The organism is Aromatoleum tolulyticum (assembly GCF_900156155.1).
GTDB lineage: Bacteria > Pseudomonadota > Gammaproteobacteria > Burkholderiales > Rhodocyclaceae > Aromatoleum > Aromatoleum tolulyticum.
In genome coordinates this window covers 70,663-93,088 of sequence record NZ_FTMD01000013.1, presented here as the reverse complement: position 1 = coordinate 93,088, position 22,426 = coordinate 70,663, and the positions used below count along the sequence as shown (strand labels likewise).

General features: G+C 67.5%; 18 protein-coding genes. 8 read left to right on the top strand and 10 right to left on the bottom strand.

Annotated elements, in window-relative coordinates:
* Position 1: 1 nt before the first annotated feature.
* From BW991_RS18110 to BW991_RS18100, 3 genes are read left to right on the top strand one after another with little or no spacing between them, the layout of a single operon-like run.
* On the top strand, positions 2-775 hold the full coding sequence (locus tag BW991_RS18110) for a lipopolysaccharide kinase InaA family protein (RefSeq protein WP_076603523.1): 774 nt from the start codon (positions 2-4) through the stop codon (positions 773-775).
* On the top strand, positions 772-2,217 hold the full coding sequence (locus tag BW991_RS18105; protein WP_076603522.1) for a lipopolysaccharide kinase InaA family protein: 1,446 nt from the start codon (positions 772-774) through the stop codon (positions 2,215-2,217). Before BW991_RS18110 ends, BW991_RS18105 begins: the two co-directional genes overlap by 4 nt.
* A gap of 24 nt (positions 2,218-2,241) precedes the next feature.
* Positions 2,242-4,296 (top strand): LTA synthase family protein, encoded by a 2,055-nt coding sequence (locus BW991_RS18100; protein ID WP_076603521.1) that lies wholly within the window; start codon positions 2,242-2,244, stop codon positions 4,294-4,296.
* Positions 4,297-4,357: 61 nt separating this feature from the next.
* Here BW991_RS18100 and msbA read toward each other — a convergent pair whose 3' ends face one another.
* On the bottom strand, positions 4,358-6,229 hold the full coding sequence (msbA, locus tag BW991_RS18095; RefSeq protein WP_084205144.1) for a lipid A export permease/ATP-binding protein MsbA: 1,872 nt from the start codon (positions 6,227-6,229) through the stop codon (positions 4,358-4,360).
* Positions 6,230-6,270: 41 nt separating this feature from the next.
* Here msbA and BW991_RS18090 point away from each other — a divergent pair, with 41 nt between their 5' ends.
* The gene (locus tag BW991_RS18090) at positions 6,271-6,933 is read left to right on the top strand and encodes a phosphotransferase (protein ID WP_076603519.1); all 663 of its coding nucleotides are present in this window, start codon (positions 6,271-6,273) and stop codon (positions 6,931-6,933) included.
* Here BW991_RS18090 and BW991_RS18085 read toward each other — a convergent pair.
* The 9 genes from BW991_RS18085 to polA form a co-directional block, all read right to left on the bottom strand.
* Positions 6,917-8,086: a hypothetical protein gene (locus tag BW991_RS18085; RefSeq protein WP_244551754.1), complete on the bottom strand. Its 1,170-nt coding sequence runs from the start codon at positions 8,084-8,086 to the stop codon at positions 6,917-6,919. The two genes, BW991_RS18090 and BW991_RS18085, sit on opposite strands and share 17 nt — an antisense overlap.
* Positions 8,087-8,093: 7 nt before the next feature.
* Positions 8,094-8,900: a polysaccharide pyruvyl transferase family protein gene (locus BW991_RS18080; RefSeq protein WP_076603517.1), complete on the bottom strand. Its 807-nt coding sequence runs from the start codon at positions 8,898-8,900 to the stop codon at positions 8,094-8,096.
* A 12-nt stretch (positions 8,901-8,912) separates the two neighbouring features.
* The gene (locus BW991_RS18075; protein WP_076603516.1) at positions 8,913-9,602 is read right to left on the bottom strand and encodes a sulfotransferase family 2 domain-containing protein; all 690 of its coding nucleotides are present in this window, start codon (positions 9,600-9,602) and stop codon (positions 8,913-8,915) included.
* Positions 9,603-9,694: 92 nt separating this feature from the next.
* Positions 9,695-10,651, bottom strand: coding sequence for a glycosyltransferase family protein (locus BW991_RS18070; RefSeq protein WP_076603515.1), 957 nt, complete (start codon positions 10,649-10,651; stop codon positions 9,695-9,697).
* Positions 10,648-11,541, bottom strand: coding sequence for a DUF6625 family protein (locus tag BW991_RS18065; RefSeq protein ID WP_076603514.1), 894 nt, complete (start codon positions 11,539-11,541; stop codon positions 10,648-10,650). Before BW991_RS18065 ends, BW991_RS18070 begins: the two co-directional genes overlap by 4 nt.
* Before the next feature lie 7 nt (positions 11,542-11,548).
* A complete protein-coding gene (locus BW991_RS18060; protein WP_076603513.1) occupies positions 11,549-12,682 on the bottom strand; it encodes a glycosyltransferase in 1,134 nt (377 codons plus the stop codon).
* On the bottom strand, positions 12,675-14,420 hold the full coding sequence (locus tag BW991_RS18055) for a carbamoyltransferase family protein (protein WP_076603512.1): 1,746 nt from the start codon (positions 14,418-14,420) through the stop codon (positions 12,675-12,677). Before BW991_RS18055 ends, BW991_RS18060 begins: the two co-directional genes overlap by 8 nt.
* A 73-nt stretch (positions 14,421-14,493) precedes the next feature.
* Positions 14,494-16,545, bottom strand: coding sequence for an acyltransferase family protein (locus BW991_RS18050; protein WP_076603511.1), 2,052 nt, complete (start codon positions 16,543-16,545; stop codon positions 14,494-14,496).
* Positions 16,546-16,678: 133 nt separating this feature from the next.
* Positions 16,679-19,414, bottom strand: coding sequence for a DNA polymerase I (polA, locus tag BW991_RS18045; protein WP_076603510.1), 2,736 nt, complete (start codon positions 19,412-19,414; stop codon positions 16,679-16,681).
* An 88-nt stretch (positions 19,415-19,502) separates the two neighbouring features.
* Here polA and BW991_RS18040 point away from each other — a divergent pair, with 88 nt between their 5' ends.
* From BW991_RS18040 to BW991_RS18025, 4 genes are read left to right on the top strand one after another with little or no spacing between them, the layout of a single operon-like run.
* Positions 19,503-20,228, top strand: coding sequence for an LOG family protein (locus BW991_RS18040; protein ID WP_076603509.1), 726 nt, complete (start codon positions 19,503-19,505; stop codon positions 20,226-20,228).
* A gap of 56 nt (positions 20,229-20,284) precedes the next feature.
* Positions 20,285-20,605, top strand: a complete 321-nt coding sequence (locus BW991_RS18035) for a DUF2782 domain-containing protein (protein ID WP_076603508.1) — start codon at positions 20,285-20,287, stop codon at positions 20,603-20,605.
* A 45-nt stretch (positions 20,606-20,650) separates the two neighbouring features.
* Entirely contained in the window at positions 20,651-21,592 is a 942-nt protein-coding gene (locus BW991_RS18030) for a homoserine kinase (protein ID WP_076603507.1), read from the top strand.
* Between the two features lie 3 nt (positions 21,593-21,595).
* The gene (locus BW991_RS18025; protein ID WP_076603506.1) at positions 21,596-22,426 is read left to right on the top strand and encodes a BPSS1780 family membrane protein; all 831 of its coding nucleotides are present in this window, start codon (positions 21,596-21,598) and stop codon (positions 22,424-22,426) included.

Below are 22,426 nucleotides of genomic sequence, written 5' to 3'. Positions count from 1 at the left end.
GGTGAGCGACGACTACATCGCCGACTCCGCCCGCACACTGTTCGCCCGGCACGGCCTCGACCGCTTCGCGGCGCTGTGGGCGCTCGAACTCGACAGCGTGGACGCCCCCAACACAGGCCGCGGCGGCTGGAGCAGCGTGAGCCGGCTGGAGCTCGTCGACGCCGACGGCACGGTGCACGCCTTCTACCTCAAGCGCCAGATCGACCACCTCAGCCGCAGCCTGCGCCACCCGCTCGGAGAAGCCACCTTCGCGCGCGAATTCCGCAACATCCGCCGCTACCAGCACGACGACGTGCCCGCGCTCGAAGCGGTGTTCTTCGGCCAGCGCCGCATCGCCGGCAAGGTTTGCGCGCTGCTCGTGACGCGCGCACTCGACGATCACAAGCCGCTCGACCGCTGGCTCGCCGACTGGCCGGCGCTGCCGCGCGCGACACGGCGCGCGATCGTCGATGCCGTCGCCGGCCTCGCGCGCACGCTGCACGGCGCCGGTCACCTGCACAACTGCCTGTACCCCAAGCACGTCTTCGTGCGCGTCGACAGCGGCCGCGCCAGCGCGCGCCTGATCGACCTCGAAAAGACCCGCCCGCTGTTCCTCGGTGCCCGCGACCGCGTGCGCGACCTCGACGCGCTGAACCGCCACACCCGCGGCCCCGCCGCCACCGAGCGCCTGCGCTTCCTGCTGCGCTACCTCGGCCGCGACGCCCTCGACGACGCCGCCGCGCACCTCGCGCGCAGCGTCCTGCAGCGCCGCCACCGCAAGGCTGCCCGCCGATGACCGCCCTGCTTCCGCCAACCCTCCCGCTCGCGGACGCGGCCGCGCTGCGCGCCGCCGGACGCACCCCCGACGTGCCCTTCCGCGTCACGCTCGCCGACGGCCGCGAACTCACCATGACGCACCTGCTGCGCGTGCTGCCCGGCAAGCGCATCGTCGGCGACAGCCTGCTCGACGGCCGCCGCGTGCTCGCGAAGCTCTTCGTCGACAAGGACAGCGCCCGCCGCGCCGAGCGCGAACGGCAAGGCATCGCTGCGCTCGCCGCGGCCGGCATCCCGACCCCCGCCCTGGCCGCCGCGGCCGCGCTGCCCGGCGGCGGCCACCTGCTGACGACCGAATTTCTCGACGGCGCGACGACGCTCCTCGAGCACTGGCGCCCGCTCGCCGAGCGCGCGCCCGGCGACGCCGCCGCCCTTGCGCTGCTCGCCCCCGCCTTCAGTCTGCTCGGACGCCTGCATTGCGCCGGCCTCGCCCACGACGACCTGCACTTCGGCAACTTCCTGCTGCACGACGGGCGCCTGTACCTCATCGACGGCGACGCCGTCACGACCGCCAACGCACCGCTCGCCGCCAAACCCGCCGCGCGCGACCTCGCGATGCTGATCGCGCAACTGCCGCGCACCTGGGACGGCGCGCTGGCACCGCTCCTCGACGCCTACCGCGACGGCGGCGCCCCCGCCCTCGACGATGCCGCGCTCGCCCGCGCGCTGCACCACGAGCGCGCCTGGCGCCTGCGCGACTACCTCGCCAAGACCGGCCGCGACTGCACGCTGTTCCGCGTGCGCCGCAGCCTGCACCGCTTCGAAGCCGTCGTACGCAGCGAGGCCGACGCGCTCGCGCCGCTGCTCGCCGACCCCGACCGCTGGATAGAGTCCGGCCATTCGCTCAAGCGCGGCAACACCTGCACCGTCGCGCGCGTCGAAGTCGGCGGCCGCCAGCTCGTCGTCAAGCGCTACAACCTCAAGCACCTCGGCCACGCGATCTCGCGCGCGTGGCGCCCGACGCGTGCCTGGCACTCGTGGCGCGAGGGGCATCGCCTGTCCCTCTTCGGCATCCCGACGCCCAGGCCGCTCGCGCTGATCGAGGAGCGCTGGGGCCCGTTGCGCGCGCGCGCGTGGCTCGTCACCGAATATTGCGGCGGCCCCGACATGCGCGCGCATCTCCAGCCCGACGCGGCACCCACGCCCGCGGAAGCCGCATCGCTCAAGACGCTTTTCGACACCCTGTATCGGGAGCGCATAAGCCATGGTGATTTGAAGGCCACCAACCTGCTATGGGACGGCAACAAGTCCTTGCTGATCGACCTTGATGCCGCCCGCCAGCACGCTACAATCGCTGGCTTCCACCGCGCCTGGCGCCGCGATCGCGCGCGCTTCCTGCGCAACTGGCCCGCGGATTCGCCGCTTCATCGCTGGCTCGACGCGATGCTGCCCGGCCGCCCCTGAGCGCTCTTTGATACCCGAACACCCATGCTCCTGACCGATTGGCTCCACTCCCGCCGCGTGCGCTACCTGCTCGGCGGCACCGCCCTGTTCTTCATCGTCTTCGCACTGCTGCGCGGCGCCTTCCTGATCGGCTTCGCGGATTTCGACGCGATGGGCGGCATCGGCAGCGAGCGCATCGTCGAGGCCGTGGGTATCGGCCTGCGCTTCGACCTGCGTCTGGCGATCCTGATGATGCTGCCGGTGGCGCTGCTCGCCTTCCTGCCGCGCGCCAACCTCGTGCGCTGCCGTGCCGTGCGCGGCCTGTCGCGGCTCTACCTGGGCCTCGCGATCCTCCTCGTCCTGCTCCTCTACGTGCTCGACTTCGGCCACTACGACTACCTCGGCCTGCGCATCAACTCGACCATCCTGCGCTTCCTCGGCAACACGGACATCTCCGCCGGCATGCTGTGGCAGAGCTACCCGGTGCTGAAGATCGCCGCCGGCTGGCTCGCCGCCTCCGTACTGGTGCTGTGGGCCGCGATCCGCCTCGAACGCCGCCTCCTCGACCGGCCGGCGCGCGTGACACCGACGCTCTCGCGTGCGGCCGTCGCCGCCGTCGCGCTGACGATCCTGACCCTGCTGGGCCTGATCGGGCGCCTCACCAGCATCAACCCCTCGAACCCCGTACCGCTGCGCTGGAGCGACGCCTTCGTGTCCGGCAACTCGGCAGTCGGCGCGCTGGGCCTCAACCCGGTGATCTTCATCTACGACACGATCCGCACGCCGCAGGAAACCTTCGACCGCGCGCAGGTGGCCAAGCACTACGAAACGATGGTCCGCTACCTCGGCGTCACCGAACCCGACCCGGAGAAGCTCACGGTGACGCGCCAGATCGGCCCGCAGCCGCACCGTCTGCAGTTCCAGCGCGCACCCAACGTCGTCTTCGTGATGCTCGAATCGCTCGGCGCGAGCCGCCTAGGCACCTTCGGCAACCCGCTCGACCCGACCCCCAACCTCGACCGGATCGCGCGCGAAGGCTGGCTGTTCCGCAACTTCCACGTCCCCGTCTCGGGCACCGCGAAGACCGTGTGGGCCAGCATCACCGGCATCCCCGACGCCGCCCGCGCCGAGAGCGCGACGCGCAACCCCTTCATCAGCAACCAGCACACCGTGGTCAACGCGCTGAAGGAACACCGCAAGGTGTACGCGATCGGCGGCAGCGCCGGCTGGGCCAACATGAACGCACTGATCCAGAGCAGCATCGACGGCATCGAGCTGGTCGAGGAAGGCGCGTGGAAGTCGCCCAACGACGACGTATGGGGCATCTCGGATCTCAACCTGTTCCGCGAGAGCAGCACGCTATTGAAGGCCGACGCCGCCAGGCGCCCCTTCTTCGCCTACCTCCAGACCGCCGGCAACCACCGCCCCTACACCATTCCCGCGGACAACGAGGGCTTCGAGATCCGCAAGCCCTCGCTGCAGGAAGTACAGGACGCGAGCTTCCAGGACGTCGACCAGTACAACGCGGTGCGCCTGCTCGACCACAACATCGGCCGCCTGATGGAGATCGCGAAACGCGACGGCTGGTTCGACAACACCATCTTCGTGCTCTTCGGCGACCACAACGGCCGCATCAGCCGCCTGCCCTTCATGCCGCCCGCCTTCGAGCAGCTCAACCTCGAAAGCACGCACGTCCCGGCGGTGATCTACGCGCCCAAATTGCTGAAGCCGCGCGTGTTCGAGGAAGCCGCCAGCCTCGTCGACCTGATGCCGACCGTCGCCGGCCTGCTCGGAGTCGAGTACCGCAACGGCGCGCTCGGCCGCGACGTGCAGCTCCCCGCGCCCGAAGGCGAGCGTGCCGTGCACGTGATCCTGCGCGAAGGCGCCTTCCCGCTGATCGGCGCCGTCACGCGCAACTTCCTCGTGCAGATGAACCACGACGGCAGCAAGGCGACGATGCACGACCTCGCGTCGAAGACGCCCACCGACAACGTCGCCGACGCCCACCCGGAAGAATTCGCGCGTCTGGCCGCACTGGCCCGAGGGCTCCACGAGACCTCGCGCTACATGATGTACGACAACCGCCGCGCGGCGCAGTGATACCCGGCATCGTAGGGCGGGAGTAGCGCAGCGCATCCCGCCCTACAAAACCGGGCCAATCTCAGCCGGCGGCAGCCCCTTCGCCCTGTTCCGCGAACTGCATCGCATGCAGTCGCGCATACGCGCCGTCGCGCGCGAGGAGCTCCGCGTGCGTGCCGCGCTCGACGATACGCCCCTGCTCCATCACCATGATCACGTCGGCCTTCTCGATCGTCGATAGCCGGTGCGCGATCACGATCGTCGTGCGCCCGCTCATCACGCGGTCGAGTGCGGCCTGGATATGGCGCTCCGACTCGGTGTCGAGCGCCGAGGTCGCCTCGTCGAGGATCAGCACCGGCGCATCCTTCAACAGCGCACGCGCGATCGCCAGGCGTTGGCGCTGCCCGCCCGACAGCATCACGCCGTTCTCGCCGATCTCGGTGTCGTAACCCTGCGGCAGGCGCTCGATGAACTCCGCCGCGAAAGCCGCCTGCGCGGCAGCCTCGACCGTGGCGCGCGGCGCGCCGGCGAGATCCCCGTAGGCGATGTTGTTCGCCACCGTGTCGTTGAAGAGCGTCACCTGCTGCGTCACCAGCGCGATGTGGCGGCGCAGGTTCTTCAGCGTGTAATCCTCGACATCCACGCCGTCGAGCAGGATCTGCCCGCGCTCGTGGTGGTAGAAGCGCGGGATCAGGTTCGCGAGCGTCGACTTGCCGCTGCCCGAGCGCCCGACCAGCGCCACCATCTGCCCCGGCTCGACAGAGAAATCGATGCCGTCGAGCACGACACGATCGGAGCCGGGATAGCGGAAGCTCAGCTGGCGCACGTCCAGCCGCCCGCCAACGCGCTCGCGCTCGACCGAGCCGCGATCCTCCTCGGGCGGCGTGTCGAGCTGCTCGAAGATGCTCTCCGCCCCGGCGACCCCTTTCTGGATCGTGGAACTGACCTCCGAGAGCTGGCGGATCGGCTTCGGCAGCAGACCGGCCGCGGTGATGTAGGCGACCAGATCCCCCACCGACGAATCGCCGCGCAGCCACAACACCAGGAACAGCAGCACCGACATTGCCGTGTAGCTCACCAGCTGCAGCATCGGCGTGTAGGTCGCGCCGGTCTTCACCATCTTCAACTGCTTGCGCGTGTTGTCCTCGCTCGCCGCGCGGAAGCGCCGCGACTCGTAGGCCTCGCCGCCGAAGCTGCGCACGACGCGGTAGCCGTGGATCGTTTCCGACGCCACGTGCGTCACGTCGCCCATCGCTGCCTGGATCTTCTTGCTCTGCTTGCGGAACTTGCGGCTCGCGCTCGTCACCATCACCCCGATCACCGGCAGGATCGCGAGCATCACCAGCGTCAGCTTCCAGTTCATCCACAGCAGATAGCCGAACAGGAACACGATCGTCAGCCCCTCGCGGATCACCACCTTGATCGCGTCGGTCGCCGCGCCGGTGACCATCGTCACGTTGAAGGTGATGCGCGAGATCAGGTGCCCGGAGTTGGTCTCGTCGAAATAGCGGTTCGGCAGGCGCAGCAGGCTGTCGAACAGCGCCAGCCGCAGATCCTGCACGAGGCCCAGCGAGACCTTGGCGAGGAAGTAGTTGCCGAGGTAGGACCCGAGCCCCTGCCACACCGCGATCGCGACGATCAGCACCGGCACCGCCTTCATCAACGGCAGCGACTCCAGCAGCGGCACGCCGGCGAACAGCGCCGCGTCGGGATTCGACAGCCCGTCCACGAAGTACTTCAGGATGCCCGCCAGCATCGGCTGCGACGACGCGAAGATCAGGAAGCCGACGATGCTGAGCGCGAATGCCGGCACATAGGGCCGCACGTAGCTCAGCAGGCGGACATAGATCTTGAGGCTGGAAGCGGACTGCGTGTCTTTATTGCGCTTCAAGTTATGGAGCTTCCGGAAAGGGGATTCGTGCACTGCCGCAAAAACCGGCGTGCACTGCAACATGCGGGTTAAAATTGTACCTTTGATTCTCGCGGCAGCGCCCAGTGACCCCACTCAACCGTGAAGCCTTTTCCGCCTTGCGCAAGGGCGCGACGGTCATCGAAGCCGACCCGCGCGGCGAAAAGGTCCTGCGCCTCGCCGACGGGTCCTTCCTCAAGCTCTTCCGCCGCAAGCGCTTCCTGTCCTCGGCGCTGTTCTTTCCGCCCGCCGACTGCTTCCGGCGCAACGCCGAAGCCCTCGCCGCCCGCGGCATTCCCTGCCCGCAGGTGCTCGAGAGCTACGATCTCGACAGCGAACGCAAGACCGCCGTGCGCTACTGGCCCCTGCCCGGCGACACCATCCGCAGCCTGCTGCCCGGCCTGGACACGGACGCGCGCTCCGCCCTGCTGCTGCGGCTCGCCGGCTTCATCGCCAGGCTCCACGACGAGGGCATCTACTTCCGCTCCCTGCACCTGGGCAACGTCCTGCTCATGCCCGACGGCGCATTCGGCCTGATCGACGTCTCCGACATGAGCGTGCAGCGCGCCCCGATCAGCCGCCACAAGCGCGTGCGCAACTTCCGCCACGTGTTCCGCTACAAGGCCGATACACGTCTCATCAACGAAGTCGGCGCACTGCGTTTCCTCACGCACTACAACGCGGCTTCCGGCATCCATCTCGAGCCGGAGCACATGACTCGCATGCCCAACCTCAACCGCGCCGGCTAATCTCGTCCCGCACGCGGTAGTAGGCTTCCAGCGCGGGACGGCCGCTTTCGAGCACGGCCATCAGCGTCGGGATCCAGAAGAACACCCATAGCGTGCGCGGCGAAACGATCACCCCCGGCGTCGTCGTCGCCACCCCGACCCAACCGACGAGTGCGACCAGCAGCCAGCGCGAACGGCTCCGCCATGCGGCAACGAAGAACGCGAGGGCCATCGCGAGGAAAAGCGCCAGACCGATCGCTCCCCCCTCGTAGAGAATCGAAACGTAGGCGCTGTGGGCATGGAAAAACTGCCCGAGGAAGCGATAGTCGTCCTTGCCGCAACCGACCCACACGTTGCAGTCGGACGACAGGCGTCGCAGCGCGTCGTGCCAGATATCGAGGCGAAAGCTCAATCCGCGTTCGAGCAATGCTTCGCCCAGCCCGGAGAATGACAGAGCCGCCACCGCGACAGTCCCGAGGATCAATCCGACAATGACGAGGCGACGTTGAACCAGATAGGCGACAAAGAAGGCCGCAAAACCGATGAGTGCGGAGCGGGCCTGAAAGACGACCGCGCACATGCCGCAAAGCGCTGTCAGGAGCGCCAGCGCACCCCAGAAAACCCAGCGCGGACGAGACGCCAGACGACGCTCGAGGAAAAAAAGCCACAGAAACGTAAATGAGGAGATCGTCAGCAAGGCCGCATAGACGGGGTTCTGCCCCTGACCCGACAGGACCACCCGTGGCCAGACATCGAGCGTGCCGACCAGGCGAAGCCAGTCGAAGACGGCGAAGGCAAACAGTCCCGCACTGACGAGGGCGAACGCGCAGAACGCCGCGACCACTCCATGTCCCCGCCGCTCGAGCATCGCGCAGCACAGGAACAGCGCGATAAGGTACAACGAGTCCTTCAGGAAAGCGATATCCACCAGGCTGAGCCACGCCGCGAGCAGCGCGTAGGCGACAGAGAACGCAGGCGCCACACGAAACAGGCCGAGCGCCGCGCGCGGCCGGGACAGCCACCACGCCAGCGCCGGCAGGCCGAGGCCGATATAGAAGATGTTGTTCGACGCCTTGGACGATATCGGCGTGTAGAACGATACGCAGAAGACGAACAACATGACCGATGCCAGCCAATAGGCTGCGCGGCCGTCGCGCAAATCCAGCTTTAGCAAGAAGACCTCAGAGCGACGGAAACACCGCCAACAGATTGTCCTTGATACCCTCGATGCCGGGGCGCTCGCATTCCCCGACCAGCGCCTCGAAACCGCGCGTGGCGCTCGCGAGGAAGTCCTCCGGAGTGAGGCAGGCCGGTTCCGCGATCCCGAAGGCCGAATAGTAGTCGGCAAACTTGTAGTCGGAGATCATGCCGCGCGAGATCGCGATGCGCCGGTTCGGAACCCCGAAGGCGTCCGAGACGATCAGGCCATGCATGCTCGACGAGACGATCAGATGGCACTCCTGGATCGCCTTGAGGACCTCCTCGACCGGCCAGTAGACGTCGATGACCTTCACGCCGGGCAGCGCGCCGACCTGCTCAACGATGGGGGCGGTCTGATCCACGTAATGCGGAATGAACCCGAGGGTAAAGCGCTTCGCCGGCTTCGGCCTGCCTTCCCACCAGCGATCCGCGAGCAGCCCCGGATCCCCCAGTGCCATTTTCTGAAGGCTCTCGCCCCCTTCTATCTGCTCGCGCGTGAGACGGCCGCGTACCGCGTGATAGTGATGCCGCGCCGAGTACTCCCGCTCCGGCGCGTCCGTGCCACTTCCCCAGACATGCAGGCAGCGCGGCACGAGGAAGCGTTTCGCCTTCTGCTCGCGGTTCATGATGGAGCCGATCGCCATCATGTCGGCCTTGTGAATGGGCGCATATTCGACCGGCTTGCGCGCAGCCATCTCGACGATCAGCGGCGAGAGGTAATCGCCGAAATTCCTCTGCCCCGGATCGTCCCGCCCCTTGCCGCGGCACCAGTACAACTTGATGGCCATGCTCAGTCTGCCTCAGTAACCCAATAGTTCGTAATCGCGCTCGTAGACGCGACGGATCCTGTCGATCGTGCGCGCCTCGAACGTCTGCGCAGGAGGCGCAGGGGGAGTGACATTCGTCTGCTCCAGCCTGGCGTCCACCCCGAGCTTCATGCACACACGCAGGAAATCTGCCGCCATCGACTCCTGCCGTCCGATGAAGTCGATGCGCAACTGGCCCAACGAATCGCACAAGAACAGCCACTGCGGGGCGAAGTGCATCTGCATTCGGGCGGTCTCCTCGCACAACCACTTCTGCACGAATTCGTCGAAGGTGTCGTAGCGCATCACCATGTGGCGCGCCGCCTGATCGCGCTCGATGTCCCGATTGGAGCGCAGATACTGGTAGGCCGAATACGCGCGGTCGAGCGGATTCCGGACGAAGCAGAACTTGAACGCCCGCTCGAAGAACTCCGGAAAATTTCTTTCGTAGAACCACAGCGGCATATGCCCGTGCGTCCTTTCCGGAAACAGGGCGCGCTTCACGCTGCTCCCGGCACACTTCGGCACATGGATGAAAATGCACGAATGGCGCTCGAAATCGACCGGCAGGCGGACGCTTTCCGACAGGATCTTGTCGATCGCGGAACGATCGACGACCGACAGGCGGTTGAGGATGGATTCACGCGCCTGTTTCGGAACAAGTTTCCAGAGATACCTTCTCATCCCGCTTCACCAAGTTGACTCGGCCGGCCGGCGCGCAGAAACACGCGCCTGACAGATCGCTTCCTGCAGCCGTATAAGCACATCGCGACGCCTTAGAAGCCGAATTGCAGACGGAAGCGCTCGATCGCCCCCAGCGGCGGTCTGGGGCGCAGTGGCGGCTCGAGTGCTAGCGCAATCTTCTCGCCGAGACGGTCGAAACGGTATTCGCGCTCGGCCAGCGCCTGTCCGGCTGCGGCAATCCGCGCGGCGAGGCCCGCGTCCTCGCGCAGCAGGGCGAGCTTCGCGCTCAGTTCCGCCGCATCGCGATACAGCACGACGTTTTCCATGTCGCGGAAGCCCAGCGCGGCGTTTTCCCCGGCGCCCTGATCGTTCGCGCACAGCACGCAGCCGCAGGCCATCGCCTCGAAATTCTTGATCATGTACTCGCCGATTCCGGCATCGGCACCGACGAAGAAGCGGATGCGGTTCAGCGTGCGCAGATACTCGTCGCCGGAAGCCGTGCGGGTGATCAGGAGTTGCTCGCGCGCGCCGATCTCGTCGAGCATCCGGCGACGCTCCGTATACACCGAACTCTTGGTGCTGCCGACGAAGGCGAGTTCGATGTCGCGCTCCAGGCCAAGGTTGCGCAGCATCGTCTGGTCGTAGCCCTTGGGCACGAACACCGCGTCGACGCCTTCTTCGCGCAGGCGCTGCGCAACCGTGAAGCCGGACGAAATCACGCGCGCCCACGGCAGTTGCGCATAGTGGCGGCTGAACTTTCCCTGGTACTTGCCGGGGAAATAGTTCTGGCAGGCGTCGTGCTCGAGGATCACGAGATTCGGCACGGTGCGGATGAACGGCACCTGGCGGATCTCCTGCTTGAAGCGCAGGAAGAACACGATGCGCTCGTAGTCGTCGACGCGGACGTTGTGCCGGAAATAGCGCCGCAAGTTCGCCTGGTCTTCGCGGCCGAGCCAGCGCAGGTCGCAGTCCGTATGCGCCGCGATGCCCTCGTAAAGGCGGTCGAGGATGACCCGCTGCTCCTGCTGGACCAACAACAGAATCTTCATGCCACGGCCTCGCCGAGCGGATGGAATCCCCGCGCATCGACGGCCCACCGGCCGGAGGCGGCAAGGGCTGCGAGCGCGGCCGCATCCTGCGCCGCCAGCCCCTTCCAGGCATGCTTCTTCCACACGACAAAATGCAGGTAGGGGAAGACGCGGACGCCGTCGCGATCGTTGGTCAGCCGGCCGCGGTCCCAGAACCAGCGCTGCGGAAAATCGAAACCGCCGTCGACCCACGCGACCTTCGCGTCGGGCGTGCTGAAAGCCTCGACGAATTCGGCGCGCCGATACCACGGGTTGAGCAGGCGCGGCAGATGCGCGACCCGATCGGGAAGATTCTTGTAGCGGATGAAGATCCGGCTGAATGCCCCTTCGTCGAGCGCATGGTGCTGCTGGTCGGTCATGCGCGGCTGCCAGTCCCGCATCAGCCGGAAGGCCTCGCGCATTTCCCGCGTGTTCCTCACCAGGCAGCAGTGCCCCGAGATGCGCCGTGCGTGGGTCGCGAAGAGGTCCTTCCGCGCTAGCCGCTCGGCCGTGAAATACGCGCGCAGGTCGCCCCACACGAGGTCGAGGTCGCCGAAAGCCCAGAAATCGTAATCCCGCAGCTCGTCCTCGTGGATGTAGCCGAAGGCCGGCTTCACGTCGCACAGCTTGTAGGGATTCTTCGGCGCGAAGGGGATGTCGAGCGCGCGCGCGACGCGGGCGCAATAGTCCTGGTAGGTGGTGTCCACGACGCGCACGTTCGGCGGGCAGTCGGGAATCGGTCCGCAGTCCGAGAAGAGCAGCCAGTCGACGGTCGGATTGGCGCGGCAGCTCGCGACGAAAAAGGGCATCCAGAACGGCCAGCGGCCGAAATAGGGAATCACGAAGCAGATCGACGGCTGTTGCGCGCTCATCGCATCCTCATCTCATCCACTCCGGTTCGCCGAGCACCGCCCTGACCATCGGCAGCGCGAAGAAGCGGCGCTGCGCGGCCTCGTCCGAGAAATGCGCGTACAGGCGCTCGATGCCGCGTTCGACGATCGCCTCGCGCTCCGCCGCGGGCATGCGCGCCCCGGCCACGAGACCGCGGGCGAGCGCCGCCGCATCACCCAGCGGGAAGAGCGTACCCGCATCGCCGACGACTTCCGGTGCGCCGCCGCAGTCGGTCGCGAGCACCGGCACGCGCGCGGCCATCGCCTCGAGCAGCACCATGCCGAAGGGCTCGTGGTCGGAGCTCAGCGCGAACAGGTCGAAGGCCGAAAACGCGCGGCGAGCGTTCGGCACCTGACCGAGGAAACGCACCCGCTCGGCAATCCCCAGTTCGCCGGCAAGTTTCCGCAGCGAAGCTTCCAGTCGCCCCTTGCCGAGGATCGCCAGCAGCGCGTCGCCGGGGAGTTCCGGCAGCGCGCGGGCGAAGCCGCGCAGCAGCGTGGCCTGGTCCTTGTCCGGATACAGCCGGCCGACGTTGCCGACGACGAAGGCATCGTGCGGCAGCCCAAGCAGTTCGCGCGCGGCGTCGCGCGGGAGCACTTCGGCGCGCACGGCATCGACGTCGATGCGATTGTGCAGCGTCTCGATCCGGTCGGCCGGCCACGACGGCACGCCGCGGCGGATGTCGTCGCGGATCGCGTCGGACACCCCCAGCAGGCCGAGGCGCTTGCCGAACCAGCGCGCAAAAAGCTTGTGCGTCAGGCGCTCGTAGTCGCCAAAGGCGTGATGCACGCCGATCACCGGCAGCTGCGTCCCCCAGCACGAGATGTGGATGGGCTTGAAGCGGTGCGCGAGGATCAGCGCGAAATCGCGCCCCGCGATGATCTCGCGCACGCGGCGCATCGCGTCGAGCTTGAGTCCGCGCACGTCGGCACCGTCGTAGTCGAGGTAGATCACCTCGTCGGACGCCGACAGGGCGGTGACTTCGTCGCTCGGCGGATCGGTCAGGTAGACGGTCGTGACCTTGTACGGCGAATCCTTGAACAGCACCGCATACTGGCGCGCGACATCAGCGAACGGGCCGTAGTGGCAGTGGCAGAACTGCAGGATGCGGCGTTCAGCCAAGGGCCGCGCCCTCCTTCACGACCAGCACGTCCTCCATGATCAGGTACTGCAGGTCCGAGCCGAAGAACATGTTCAGCGCGTCCGTCGGCGAACAGATCATCGGTTCGCCGCGGCGATTGAGCGAGGTGTTGAGCACGACGCCGTTGCCGGTGAGTTTCTCCAGTTCCTTCATCAGGTCGTAGTAACGCGGATTGAACTCGCGCTTGAGCACCTGGGCGCGCGAAGTGCCGTCCTCATGCACGACTTCCGGCACGCGCGACTTCCACTCCTCGGCGACCTCGAAGGTGAAGGTCATGAAGGGCGCGGGGTGGTCGGTCTGCAACATCTGCGGGCCGACGGTGTCGAGCATGCTGGGGCAGAACGGCCGCCAGCGCTCGCGGAACTTGATCTGCTCGTTGATGCGGTCGGCGACGCCCGCAGCGCTGGGGCAGCCGAGGATGGAGCGCCCGCCGAGCGCGCGCGGACCGAACTCCATGCGCCCCTGGAACCACGCCACCGGATTGCCGTCGGCCAGTACTTGCGCGATGCGCGCGGGAACATCGGAAATCTGCTGCCACGTCGGCTGCGCCGGGTGCTTCGCGCACGCGGCGATCACGTCCTCGTTGGCGTAGCGCGGACCAAGGTAGACGTGCTCCATCTTCTCGACCGGCACGCCGCGCGCGACCGACACGTAGGAGGCCGCGCCCACGGCAGTTCCGGAATCGCCCGAAGCCGGCTGTACGAAGAGTTCGCGCAGATCCGGTCGCGCGATGATCTTCTGGTTGAGCTTGACGTTCAACGCGCCGCCGCCGGCGAAGGCCAGGCGCCCGGTGTCACGCAGGATGTCGCCGAGGTAGTGGTCGATCATCTTGAGCGACAGGTCCTCGAACAGCTTCTGCATGCTCGCGGCGTAGTGGATGTAGGGCTCGTCGGCGATGTCGCCCGCGCGCTTGGGGCCCAGCCAGTCGATCAGCTTGGGCGAGAAGTAGTAGCCCTTGCCGTTCTCCTTGTAGCGGCGGAAGCCGATCACGTTGGCGTAGTCGGTGTCGATCACCAGTTCGCCGTTCTCGAACTTCGCCAGGCGCGAGAAGTCGTACTTGTCCGGATCGCCGTAGGGCGCCATGCCCATGACCTTGTACTCGCCGTCGAGCATCTCGAAGCCGAGGTACTCGGTGATCGCGCCGTACAGGCCGCCGAGCGAATCGGGATCGTAGAACTCCTTGATCTTGTGGATCCTGCCGTTCTCGCCGTAGCCGAAGAAGGTCGTCGCGTATTCGCCCTTGCCGTCGATGCCGAGGATCGCGGTCTTCTCCTGGAAGCCCGAGCAGTGGTAGGCGCTCGACGCGTGCGCGAGATGGTGCTCCACTGGCACGATCTCGGTCTTCTTCAGGTCGAAGCCGAGTTGCGCGAGGCACCACTCGATGCGCTTCTTGTAGCGGTAGTAGCGGCGATTGCCGGTCAGGATTGCGTCGAGGCCGCGGTCCGGGGCGTACCAGTAGCGCTTCGCGTAGTGCCAGCGCGCCGGCTCCGAGATGCTGATCGGTGCGAACGGGATCGCGACCGCATCGACGTCCTGCGGCTTGATGCCGGCGAACTCGAGGCAGAACTTCGCCGCCTCGTAGGGCATGCGGTTCTTGGCATGCTTGTCGCGCACGAAGCGCTCTTCTTCCGCCGCCGCGACGAGCTTGCCGTCGATGTACAGGGCTGCGGAGGGGTCGTGCGTCAGGGCGCCGGACAGGCCGAGAATGGTCAAAGCCACGGATGAACCTCTGGTTGGGGACCGCGGCATGCGCAGTCCCGGCAAGCAAATTTTGCGATTATAGCCTCTTGGCTCACGAGCCCGGCCGCGGATCCCCGTTCGGGGCAGCCGGCAAGGCGCGCACGATGCGCGCCCCGAGCCAGCGCGATCCCGCCATCGACAGATGGTCGTCGTCGCGGTACATCAGCTCGCCGTCGCGGCGGCCAAGGCAGGCGCGATCGTCGCACATGGCCGTCTGCGGATCGAAGACGATTACCTGCGGATACTTTTCGAGCACCCGTCGCAGGTAGGGGCGGTATTCCTCGTTGCGCGCCTCGATCACCGCGCGGGGAACCTCGCACTCGGGCCGCGGAATACGGCTGACGAACCGGTTCGGCGTCCAGTGCACGCACTCGCGCGCATTGAAATCGAGTTCGGGCACCGAGTCGAGGAACACGATGCGCTTGCCCGTCGCCGTGAGCTGGCGCAGCGTGTCGTCGAGTGCGGTCGCAATGACCTCCCCCCGTCCGACGGCCGGATCGTCCGGCGCGGCGAGCAGCACGGGCTTGCGGTGCATGCGGCTGAACACGCCCGGCTTGTCCTTGAGCTGACGCGCGGTGATCCCCAGCACCCAGCGCCCCGCCAGGAAGATCGTGTCGACCTGCGGCGCCCCGGCTGCGTACGCAAAGGCAGCCTGAGCAACGGGCGCACAGCCGCGCGACTCGCCCGACCTTTCGCGCGTATCCATCCCGTCCAGCAACAGGCAGCCGTCTTCGTTGATCTGCAGAAGATTGCCGCCGTTGCGCCCCAGGGCCTCGCTGATGCCCCAGAAGAAGTGGTTCGCGTGGCTGTCGCCGATGATCACGGCGTCGGGCGGGCGCGACGCATCGCCGATCAGGCAGTTGCCGCTAAAGTTTGCGGGCAGGAGGTGGCGGCAATCGCTACTTTCCAGCCACCGCTCCTCCCACCGCAGGGCTGCCGACGCCTGTTGCGCCTGCGCATCCTTGAGGCGGATCTCGAGCCCGTCGCGCAGGTGGATATTCCAGCCCGCGACCGCGAGCAGGACGCTGGCCAGCACCAGCCCGGCAACGGTTCTCCGCCCGCCGCGGCGGCGGACCGGCTGCTCGACCCAGCGGAAGGTCGCCCACGACAGGACCAGCGCGGCGGCGAGCGCCGCGACAAGGACCGCGGGCGTTGCCCGCTCGGGATGCACGATCCGCGTGAACGACAGCAGCGGCCAGTGCCACAGGTACAAGGGGAAGCTGATCAGGCCGAGCCACACGACGGGCCGCGCCGACAGCAGGATCCGGTTCACGGCCGCACGCGGACCGGCGGCAATCAGCAGCACGGCACCGCCGACCGGCAGCAGCGCCCAGGCGCCCGGAAAGGCCCGCTCCTTGTCGATGACGACGAGGCCGCAAGCGATGAGCGACAGGCCCGCCACCGAGGCCACGCTCGGCGCCCACGCCGAGGCGGCCGGAAAGATCGTGCCGTAGCGCTGCAGGCGCCACGCGAGCGCCGCGCCGAAGAGCAATTCCCACACCCGCGTCGGGGGGAGGAAGTAGCTGGCGACCGGGAACTGCGCGCTCAGCGCGACGCTCGCGACGAGCGAGGCCGCAGCCAGGGCGAGAAGAATGCCGCCGAGCCGGTGGCGCATGCGCCACGCGAGCACCGCCAGCGCCGGCCACACGATGTAGAACTGTTCCTCGATACCCAGCGACCAGAGATGCAGCAGGGGCTTGAGCTCGGCCTCGGTATCGAAGTAGCCCGCCTCCCTCCAGAACATGAAGTTCGCAACGAATCCCAGGCCGGCGACCGAATGTCTGGCGAGCTGGGCGTACTCGTCCGGGAAGAGCGTCCCCCACCCCGCGGCGAGACACACCGACACGACCAGCAGCAGGGCGGGGAAGATGCGCCGCACGCGGCGCGCGTAGAAATCGGCAAAGCTGAATTCGCCACGCCCGAGGGCCTTGATGATGATCGACGAGATCAGGTAGCCCGAAATGACGAAGAAGATATCGACGCCGACGAAGCCGCCCGGCAGGGCCGCGGGGAAGGCGTGGAAGATCACGACCGAAAGGACCGCGACCGCGCGCAGGCCGTCGATATCCGCGCGGTAGGCGAGATGGGGATTGGGATGACTCATGGACATGCCCGCCCCGGATGTGCGGGGCTCGGCTCAGGAAATGTCGACAAAGCCCGCCATTCTAATCGCCATCGGCTTCATCACGGGCGATGTGCCCTCCGAGGCGGCCAGCGGAGGGACCGTCGATGCGCCCTCAGTGGGCCTCGTCCCAGTTGTCGCCGACGCCGACCTCGACCAGCAGCGGCACGGCCAGGTCGGCGACGCCGCACATCTGCGCCGGCAGTTCCGCGCGCACGCGCTCGAGCTCGTCGCGCGGCACCTCCAGCACCAGTTCGTCATGCACCTGCAGGATCAGGCGCGTCTTCAGCCCCGCGGACGCGAGCCAGCCGTGCACCGCGATCATCGCCTTCTTGATCAGGTCCGCCGCCGTGCCCTGCATCGGCGCGTTGATCGCCGCACGCTCGGCGGCCTGACGGCGCCCCACCTGCTGGGCACGGATTTCGGGCAGATGGAGACGCCGGCCGAACACCGTCTCGACGTAGCCGTGCTCCTTGGCCTCGGCCTTGACCCGGTCCATGTAGGCGGCCACCCCCGGGTAACGCGCGAAGTAGCGGTCGATCCAGCCCTGCGCCGCGGCGCGGTCGATACCGAGGTTCTTCGCCAGGCCGTGCGCGCTCATGCCGTAGATGAGGCCGAAGTTGATCACCTTGGCGTAGCGGCGCTGCTCGCTCGTGACCTCCGCCGGCGTCACGCCGAACACCTCCGCGGCGGTCGCGCGATGCACATCCTCGCCCTGCGCGAAGGCTTCCAGCAGGCGCGCGTCACCCGACAGGTGGGCCATGATGCGCAGCTCGATCTGCGAATAGTCGGCCGACACAATCACGTGATCGCGCGGCGCGATGAAGGCCGCGCGGATGCGCCGCCCCTCGGCCGTGCGGATCGGGATGTTCTGCAGATTGGGGTCCGAACTCGCGAGCCGGCCGGTGACCGCGACCGCCTGCGAGAAGCTCGTATGCACGCGGCCGGTCTTGGGGTTGACCATGCGCGGCAGCTTGTCGGCGTAGGTGCTCTTGAGCTTGGCGAAGCCGCGGTGCTCGAGCAGCAGTTTGGGCAGCGGGTAGTCGTCGGCGAGCTGCTGCAGCACCTCCTCGTCGGTCGAGGGCTGGCCGGTGGCGGTCTTCTTCACCACCGGCAGGCCGAGCTTGCCGAAGAGGATCTCGCCCAGCTGCTTCGGCGACGAAAGATTGAAGGGCTGACCGGCCAGGTTGTGCGCCTCGCGCTCCAGCTCCATCAGGCGGCGCCCCAGTTCCTCGCTCTGCTGCGCAAGCAGGAAGGCGTCGATCAGCACGCCGGTGCGCTCCATGTCCAGCAGCACCTGCATCGCCGGCAGCTCGACGTCGCGGTACAGCGCCGCGAGCGCCGGCGTCGCTTCGAGCTGCGGCCACAGATTCTGATGCAGGCGCAGCGTGATGTCGGCGTCCTCGGCGGCGTATTCGGTCGCGCGGTCGAGCGCAACCTCGTCGAAGCCGATCTGCTTCGCGCCCTTGCCGCACACGTCGGTGTACGGAATCGTCGTCAGGCCGAGGTGGCGCTTCGCCAGCGAATCCATGTCGTGCGACTTGTCGCTCTCGAGCACGTAGGACTGCAGCAGCGTGTCGTGCGCCATACCGGCCAGCCGTATGCCGTGGTTCGCCAGCACGTGCGCGTCGTACTTGAGGTTCTGGCCGACCTTGGCATGCTGCGCGGACTCGAACCACGGCCGCAGGCGTGCGACTACCTCGTCGAGCGGCAACTGCGCGGGAACGTCAGGCCCGCGGTGCGCGAGCGGCAGGTAGGCCGCCTCGCCCGCGACGACCGCGAAGGACATGCCGACGAGGCGGGCCGCCATCGGATCCAGGCTGGTGGTTTCGGTATCGAAGGCGACGAGCGCGGCGGCGTCCAGCTGCGCGAGCCAGGCGTCGAACGCCGCCCAGTCGAGGATCGCCGAGTACCCGCCGCGATGTGCGCCCGGCGCGGCGGGCGGGTCGTCGGCCGCGGCGGCCGCGGTGGCTTCGGCGCCCGCGGGAGCCGTCGCCATGCCGCCCTGCCCGTCCAGATCCTTCAGCCAGCCGCGGAACTCGAAGCGCTCGTAAAGCGCGCGCAGCGCGGCCTTGTCGTCCTCGCGCGCCGGCAGATCGTCGAGCGCGACCGGCAGCGCGACGTCGGTCGCCACGGTCACGAGCTTCTTCCCCAGCGGCAGGAACTCGAGATGTTTGCGCAGATTCTCGCCGACCTTGCCGCCGACCTTGTCGGCATTGGCGACGAGGCTGTCGAGCGTGCCGTACTCCGTGAGCCACTTCACCGCGGTCTTCGGACCGCACTTCTCGACGCCCGGCACGTTGTCGACGGTGTCGCCGACGAGCGCGAGGTAATCGATGATGCGCTCGGGCGGCACGCCGAATTTTGCCTCCACCCCCGCCGCGTCGAGCACCTCCTCGCTCATCGTGTTCACCCACTTCACGCCGGGGCGCACGAGCTGGGTCAGGTCCTTGTCGCCTGTCGAGATCACCACCTCCCAGCCGCGCTCGAGCGCCTGGCGCGTCAGCGTGCCGATCACGTCGTCGGCCTCGACGCCCTCGACCGCCAGCAGCGGCCAGCCTTCGGCCTGCACGGCCTCGTGCAGCGGCTCGATCTGCGCGCGCAGGTCGTCGGGCATGGACGGGCGGTGCGCCTTGTACTCCGGATACCAGTCGTCGCGGAAGGTCTTGCCCTTGGCGTCGAACACACAGGCGCGGAATTCGGCCTTGTAGTCGCTTTCGAGCCGACGTAGCATCGACAACACACCCCGAATCGCTCCTGTCGGCTCGCCCTTCGAATTGCGCAGATCCGGCAGCGCGTGAAACGCGCGATACAGATAGCTGGAACCATCGACGAGCAACAGGACGGGCATCGGACAAACTTCCTTGCGGGATCCGGGCGAATTCCGGAATCAGATGAAGCCGGCACACGGACCGGCAGAACGACAAGACGAGAACAACATGACCGCGAAAGAGAAAGTCCCTCCCAGCGCGCCGAGCAGCACGACGCAGCGCTTCAACGCCCGCGAGTCGTGGCGGATCTTCGGAATTATGGCAGAGTTCGTCGAGGCGACCGAACGGCTCAACTCGGTCCGCCCCGCGGTGTCGATCTTCGGCAGCGCGCGCATCCCGCCCGACCACATGTACTACATCCTCTCCGAGAAGATCAGCCGGCTGCTGTCCGACGCCGGCTTCGCGGTGATCTCCGGCGGCGGCCCCGGCATCATGGAAGCGGCGAACAAGGGTGCCTACTTCGGCAAGAGTCCGTCGATCGGGCTCAACATCCAGCTGCCGATGGAACAGAGCTCCAACCCCTACCAGGACATCTCGCAGACCTTCCAGCACTTCTTCGCGCGCAAGTTCATGTTCGTGCGCTTCGCCTCGGCCTACGTCGTGATGCCGGGCGGATTCGGCACGCTGGACGAGCTGATGGAAGCCCTGACGCTGATCCAGACCGGCAAGAGCCGCAAGATCCCGATCATTCTCGTGCATGGCCCGTTCTGGAAGGGCATGATCGACTGGTTCCGCGAGCGCCTCGTCGCCGAGCGCATGATCAATCCCGAAGACCTCGACCTGATCCAGGTCATCGACACGCCCGAAGAGGTCGTCGAGGCGATCTTCAAGCACTACGAAAACCGCGGCTTCCTGCCGCTGCCCGAGGAACACGAACTGCTGCTCAACCTGTAATGACGGACGCACAACGCGGGTCCCTGCTAGAATCCGCGCCATCCAAGGAGAGCACCATGCGTCGCAACCTGATCGTGCTGCTGATGGCCCTCGCAACCCCGGTTGCGGCCCAGCAGCCTCCGAAACTCGAACCGATTCCCGAACCCCCGCCGATGCCGGCGAGCGATCCGGCGATGGATCCCGAAGTCCGCATCCTCAAGCGCGGCGAGGACACCGTGCAGGAATACCGCATCCGCGGCAAGCTCTACATGCTCAAGGTCACGCCCCCGCACGGCGTGCCCTACTACCTGATCGACAACGAAGGCAACGGCGTGATGACGCGGCAGGACGTGCTGCCGACGCTCGCCGTGCCGATGTGGGTGATCAAGTCCTGGTAATGCAACCCCGGCCCGCGGGCCACTGACTCACCCTCTTCCCCTGCCATGTCCGTTTTCACCGCTGTCGCCCCCGAGACGCTGTCGTGCTGGCTCGGCCGCTATGCCATTGGCCGCCTCGTCGACCTGCAGGGCATCTCGGCCGGCGTGCAGAACAGCAACTTCTTCGTCACGACGACGCTCGGCCGCTACGTGCTGACGCTGTTCGAGGCGATCCCGCGCGCCGAACTGCCCTATTTCCTGCACCTCATGGCCCACCTCGCGCGCCACGGACTGCCGGTACCGGGGCCGATCGCCGACCGCGACAACGAATACCTCGGCACGCTGTCGGAACGCCCTGCTGCGCTGGTGATGCGCCTGTCGGGCAAGTCCGAGATGGCCCCCACTGCGCTGCACTGCGAGCGCGTCGGCGCGATGCTCGCAGGTCTGCATCTGGCCGGGCTGTCCTACGGCCGGCGCCAGGACAACCCGCGCGGCACGGCGTGGCGCACGGCCGCCGCCGCGCGCGTGCGCCCCTTCCTGCCCGCGGACGAGCAGGCCCTGCTCGATGCGGAACTCGCCTTCCAGGCCGCGGTGGACTACGCCAGCCTGCCGCAGGGCGTGATCCATGCCGACCTCTTCCGCGACAACGTGCTGTGGGACGGCGACTACATCGGCGGCGTGATCGATTTCTACTTCGCCGGCCACGACGCGCTGCTCTTCGACGTCGCCGTGACGGTGAACGACTGGTGCACGACGGCAGACGGCGAACTCGACCCGCAGCGCACGGCCGCCCTGCTCGCCGCCTACCACGCCGAGCGCCCGTTCACGGACGCCGAGCGCGCGAACTGGCCGGCGCTGCTGCGCGCCGCGGCGCTGCGCTTCTGGCTGTCGCGCGCCGAGGATTTCCACCTGCCCAAGCCGGGCGAAATGGTTCTCGTGAAGCCGCCCGCCGAATACCGCGACATCCTGCGCCTGCGCATCGCCGCACCCCCACCGCTGCCGCTCTGAACGATGAACGATCCGCACACGACCGATCACGCCGCATCGCACCGCCGGCATCCCCTTCCGCCAGCGGGCCACGTCACCCCTGCGGACACGCTCAGGTGGATCGCCGCGGGCTGGAAGACCTTCATCGCCAACCCCGGCACCTGGATCGTCCAGACGCTGGTGCTGATCGCCGTGCTGTTCGCACTCGCCGCCGCAGTGGGCTTCATTCCGACCTTCGGGCCGCTGCTCGCCCCACTGGTCCTCCAACTGGTGTTCCCGATGCTCGTCGCCGGCATGGTCACCGGCGTGCATGCGCAGCACCAGGGCGAGCCGCTGCGTGTCGCCCATCTGTTCGAAGGCGCGCGCCGGCATTCGGGCAACCTGCTGATGGTCGGCTTCTTCTATGTCCTCGGCGGGCTCGCCGCCGCGCTGGTCGCGGTACTCGTCGGCAGCAGCGCCGCGGTGACCGGCATGCTCGTCGGCCTGCTCGGCAGCATCGGCCTCGCCAGTGGCGTCGCCCTGCTGTCGGCCGCGCTGTGGCCCGTCCTGTTGATCCTGCTGCTGATGGCGCTGTGGTTCGCCCCGCCGCTGGTCGTGCTGCAGAACGTCTCGCCGCTCGACGCGATGAAACTCTCGCTGCGCGCATGCATTTCCAATCTCGGCAGCTTCATCGTCCTCGGCTTCGTCATCTATCTGCTGACCTGGTTCGCCATGCTGCCGTTCGCGCTGGGTGTCCTGGTGCTCGTCCCGGTGCTGGCCGGCGCGCTTTACGCAGCCTGGCAGGACACCTTCGCACCGCACGCCCCGCAGCCGACCCCCACGCTGCCCGGCCCCACCGCTCCCCCTGCCGAGTAA

Coding starts and splice junctions, on each gene's coding strand:
- BW991_RS18075 (WP_076603516.1), bottom strand. CDS start 9,602: ATGAGAAGGTATCTCTGGAAACTTGTTCCGAAACAGGCGCGTGAATCC.
- BW991_RS18040 (WP_076603509.1), top strand. CDS start 19,503: ATGACCGCGAAAGAGAAAGTCCCTCCCAGCGCGCCGAGCAGCACGACG.
- BW991_RS18100 (WP_076603521.1), top strand. CDS start 2,242: ATGCTCCTGACCGATTGGCTCCACTCCCGCCGCGTGCGCTACCTGCTC.
- BW991_RS18050 (WP_076603511.1), bottom strand. CDS start 16,545: ATGAGTCATCCCAATCCCCATCTCGCCTACCGCGCGGATATCGACGGC.
- polA (WP_076603510.1), bottom strand. CDS start 19,414: ATGCCCGTCCTGTTGCTCGTCGATGGTTCCAGCTATCTGTATCGCGCG.
- msbA (WP_084205144.1), bottom strand. CDS start 6,229: ATGTTGCAGTGCACGCCGGTTTTTGCGGCAGTGCACGAATCCCCTTTC.
- BW991_RS18035 (WP_076603508.1), top strand. CDS start 20,285: ATGCGTCGCAACCTGATCGTGCTGCTGATGGCCCTCGCAACCCCGGTT.
- BW991_RS18025 (WP_076603506.1), top strand. CDS start 21,596: ATGAACGATCCGCACACGACCGATCACGCCGCATCGCACCGCCGGCAT.
- BW991_RS18105 (WP_076603522.1), top strand. CDS start 772: ATGACCGCCCTGCTTCCGCCAACCCTCCCGCTCGCGGACGCGGCCGCG.
- BW991_RS18065 (WP_076603514.1), bottom strand. CDS start 11,541: ATGAGCGCGCAACAGCCGTCGATCTGCTTCGTGATTCCCTATTTCGGC.
- BW991_RS18080 (WP_076603517.1), bottom strand. CDS start 8,900: ATGGCCATCAAGTTGTACTGGTGCCGCGGCAAGGGGCGGGACGATCCG.
- BW991_RS18070 (WP_076603515.1), bottom strand. CDS start 10,651: ATGAAGATTCTGTTGTTGGTCCAGCAGGAGCAGCGGGTCATCCTCGAC.
- BW991_RS18030 (WP_076603507.1), top strand. CDS start 20,651: ATGTCCGTTTTCACCGCTGTCGCCCCCGAGACGCTGTCGTGCTGGCTC.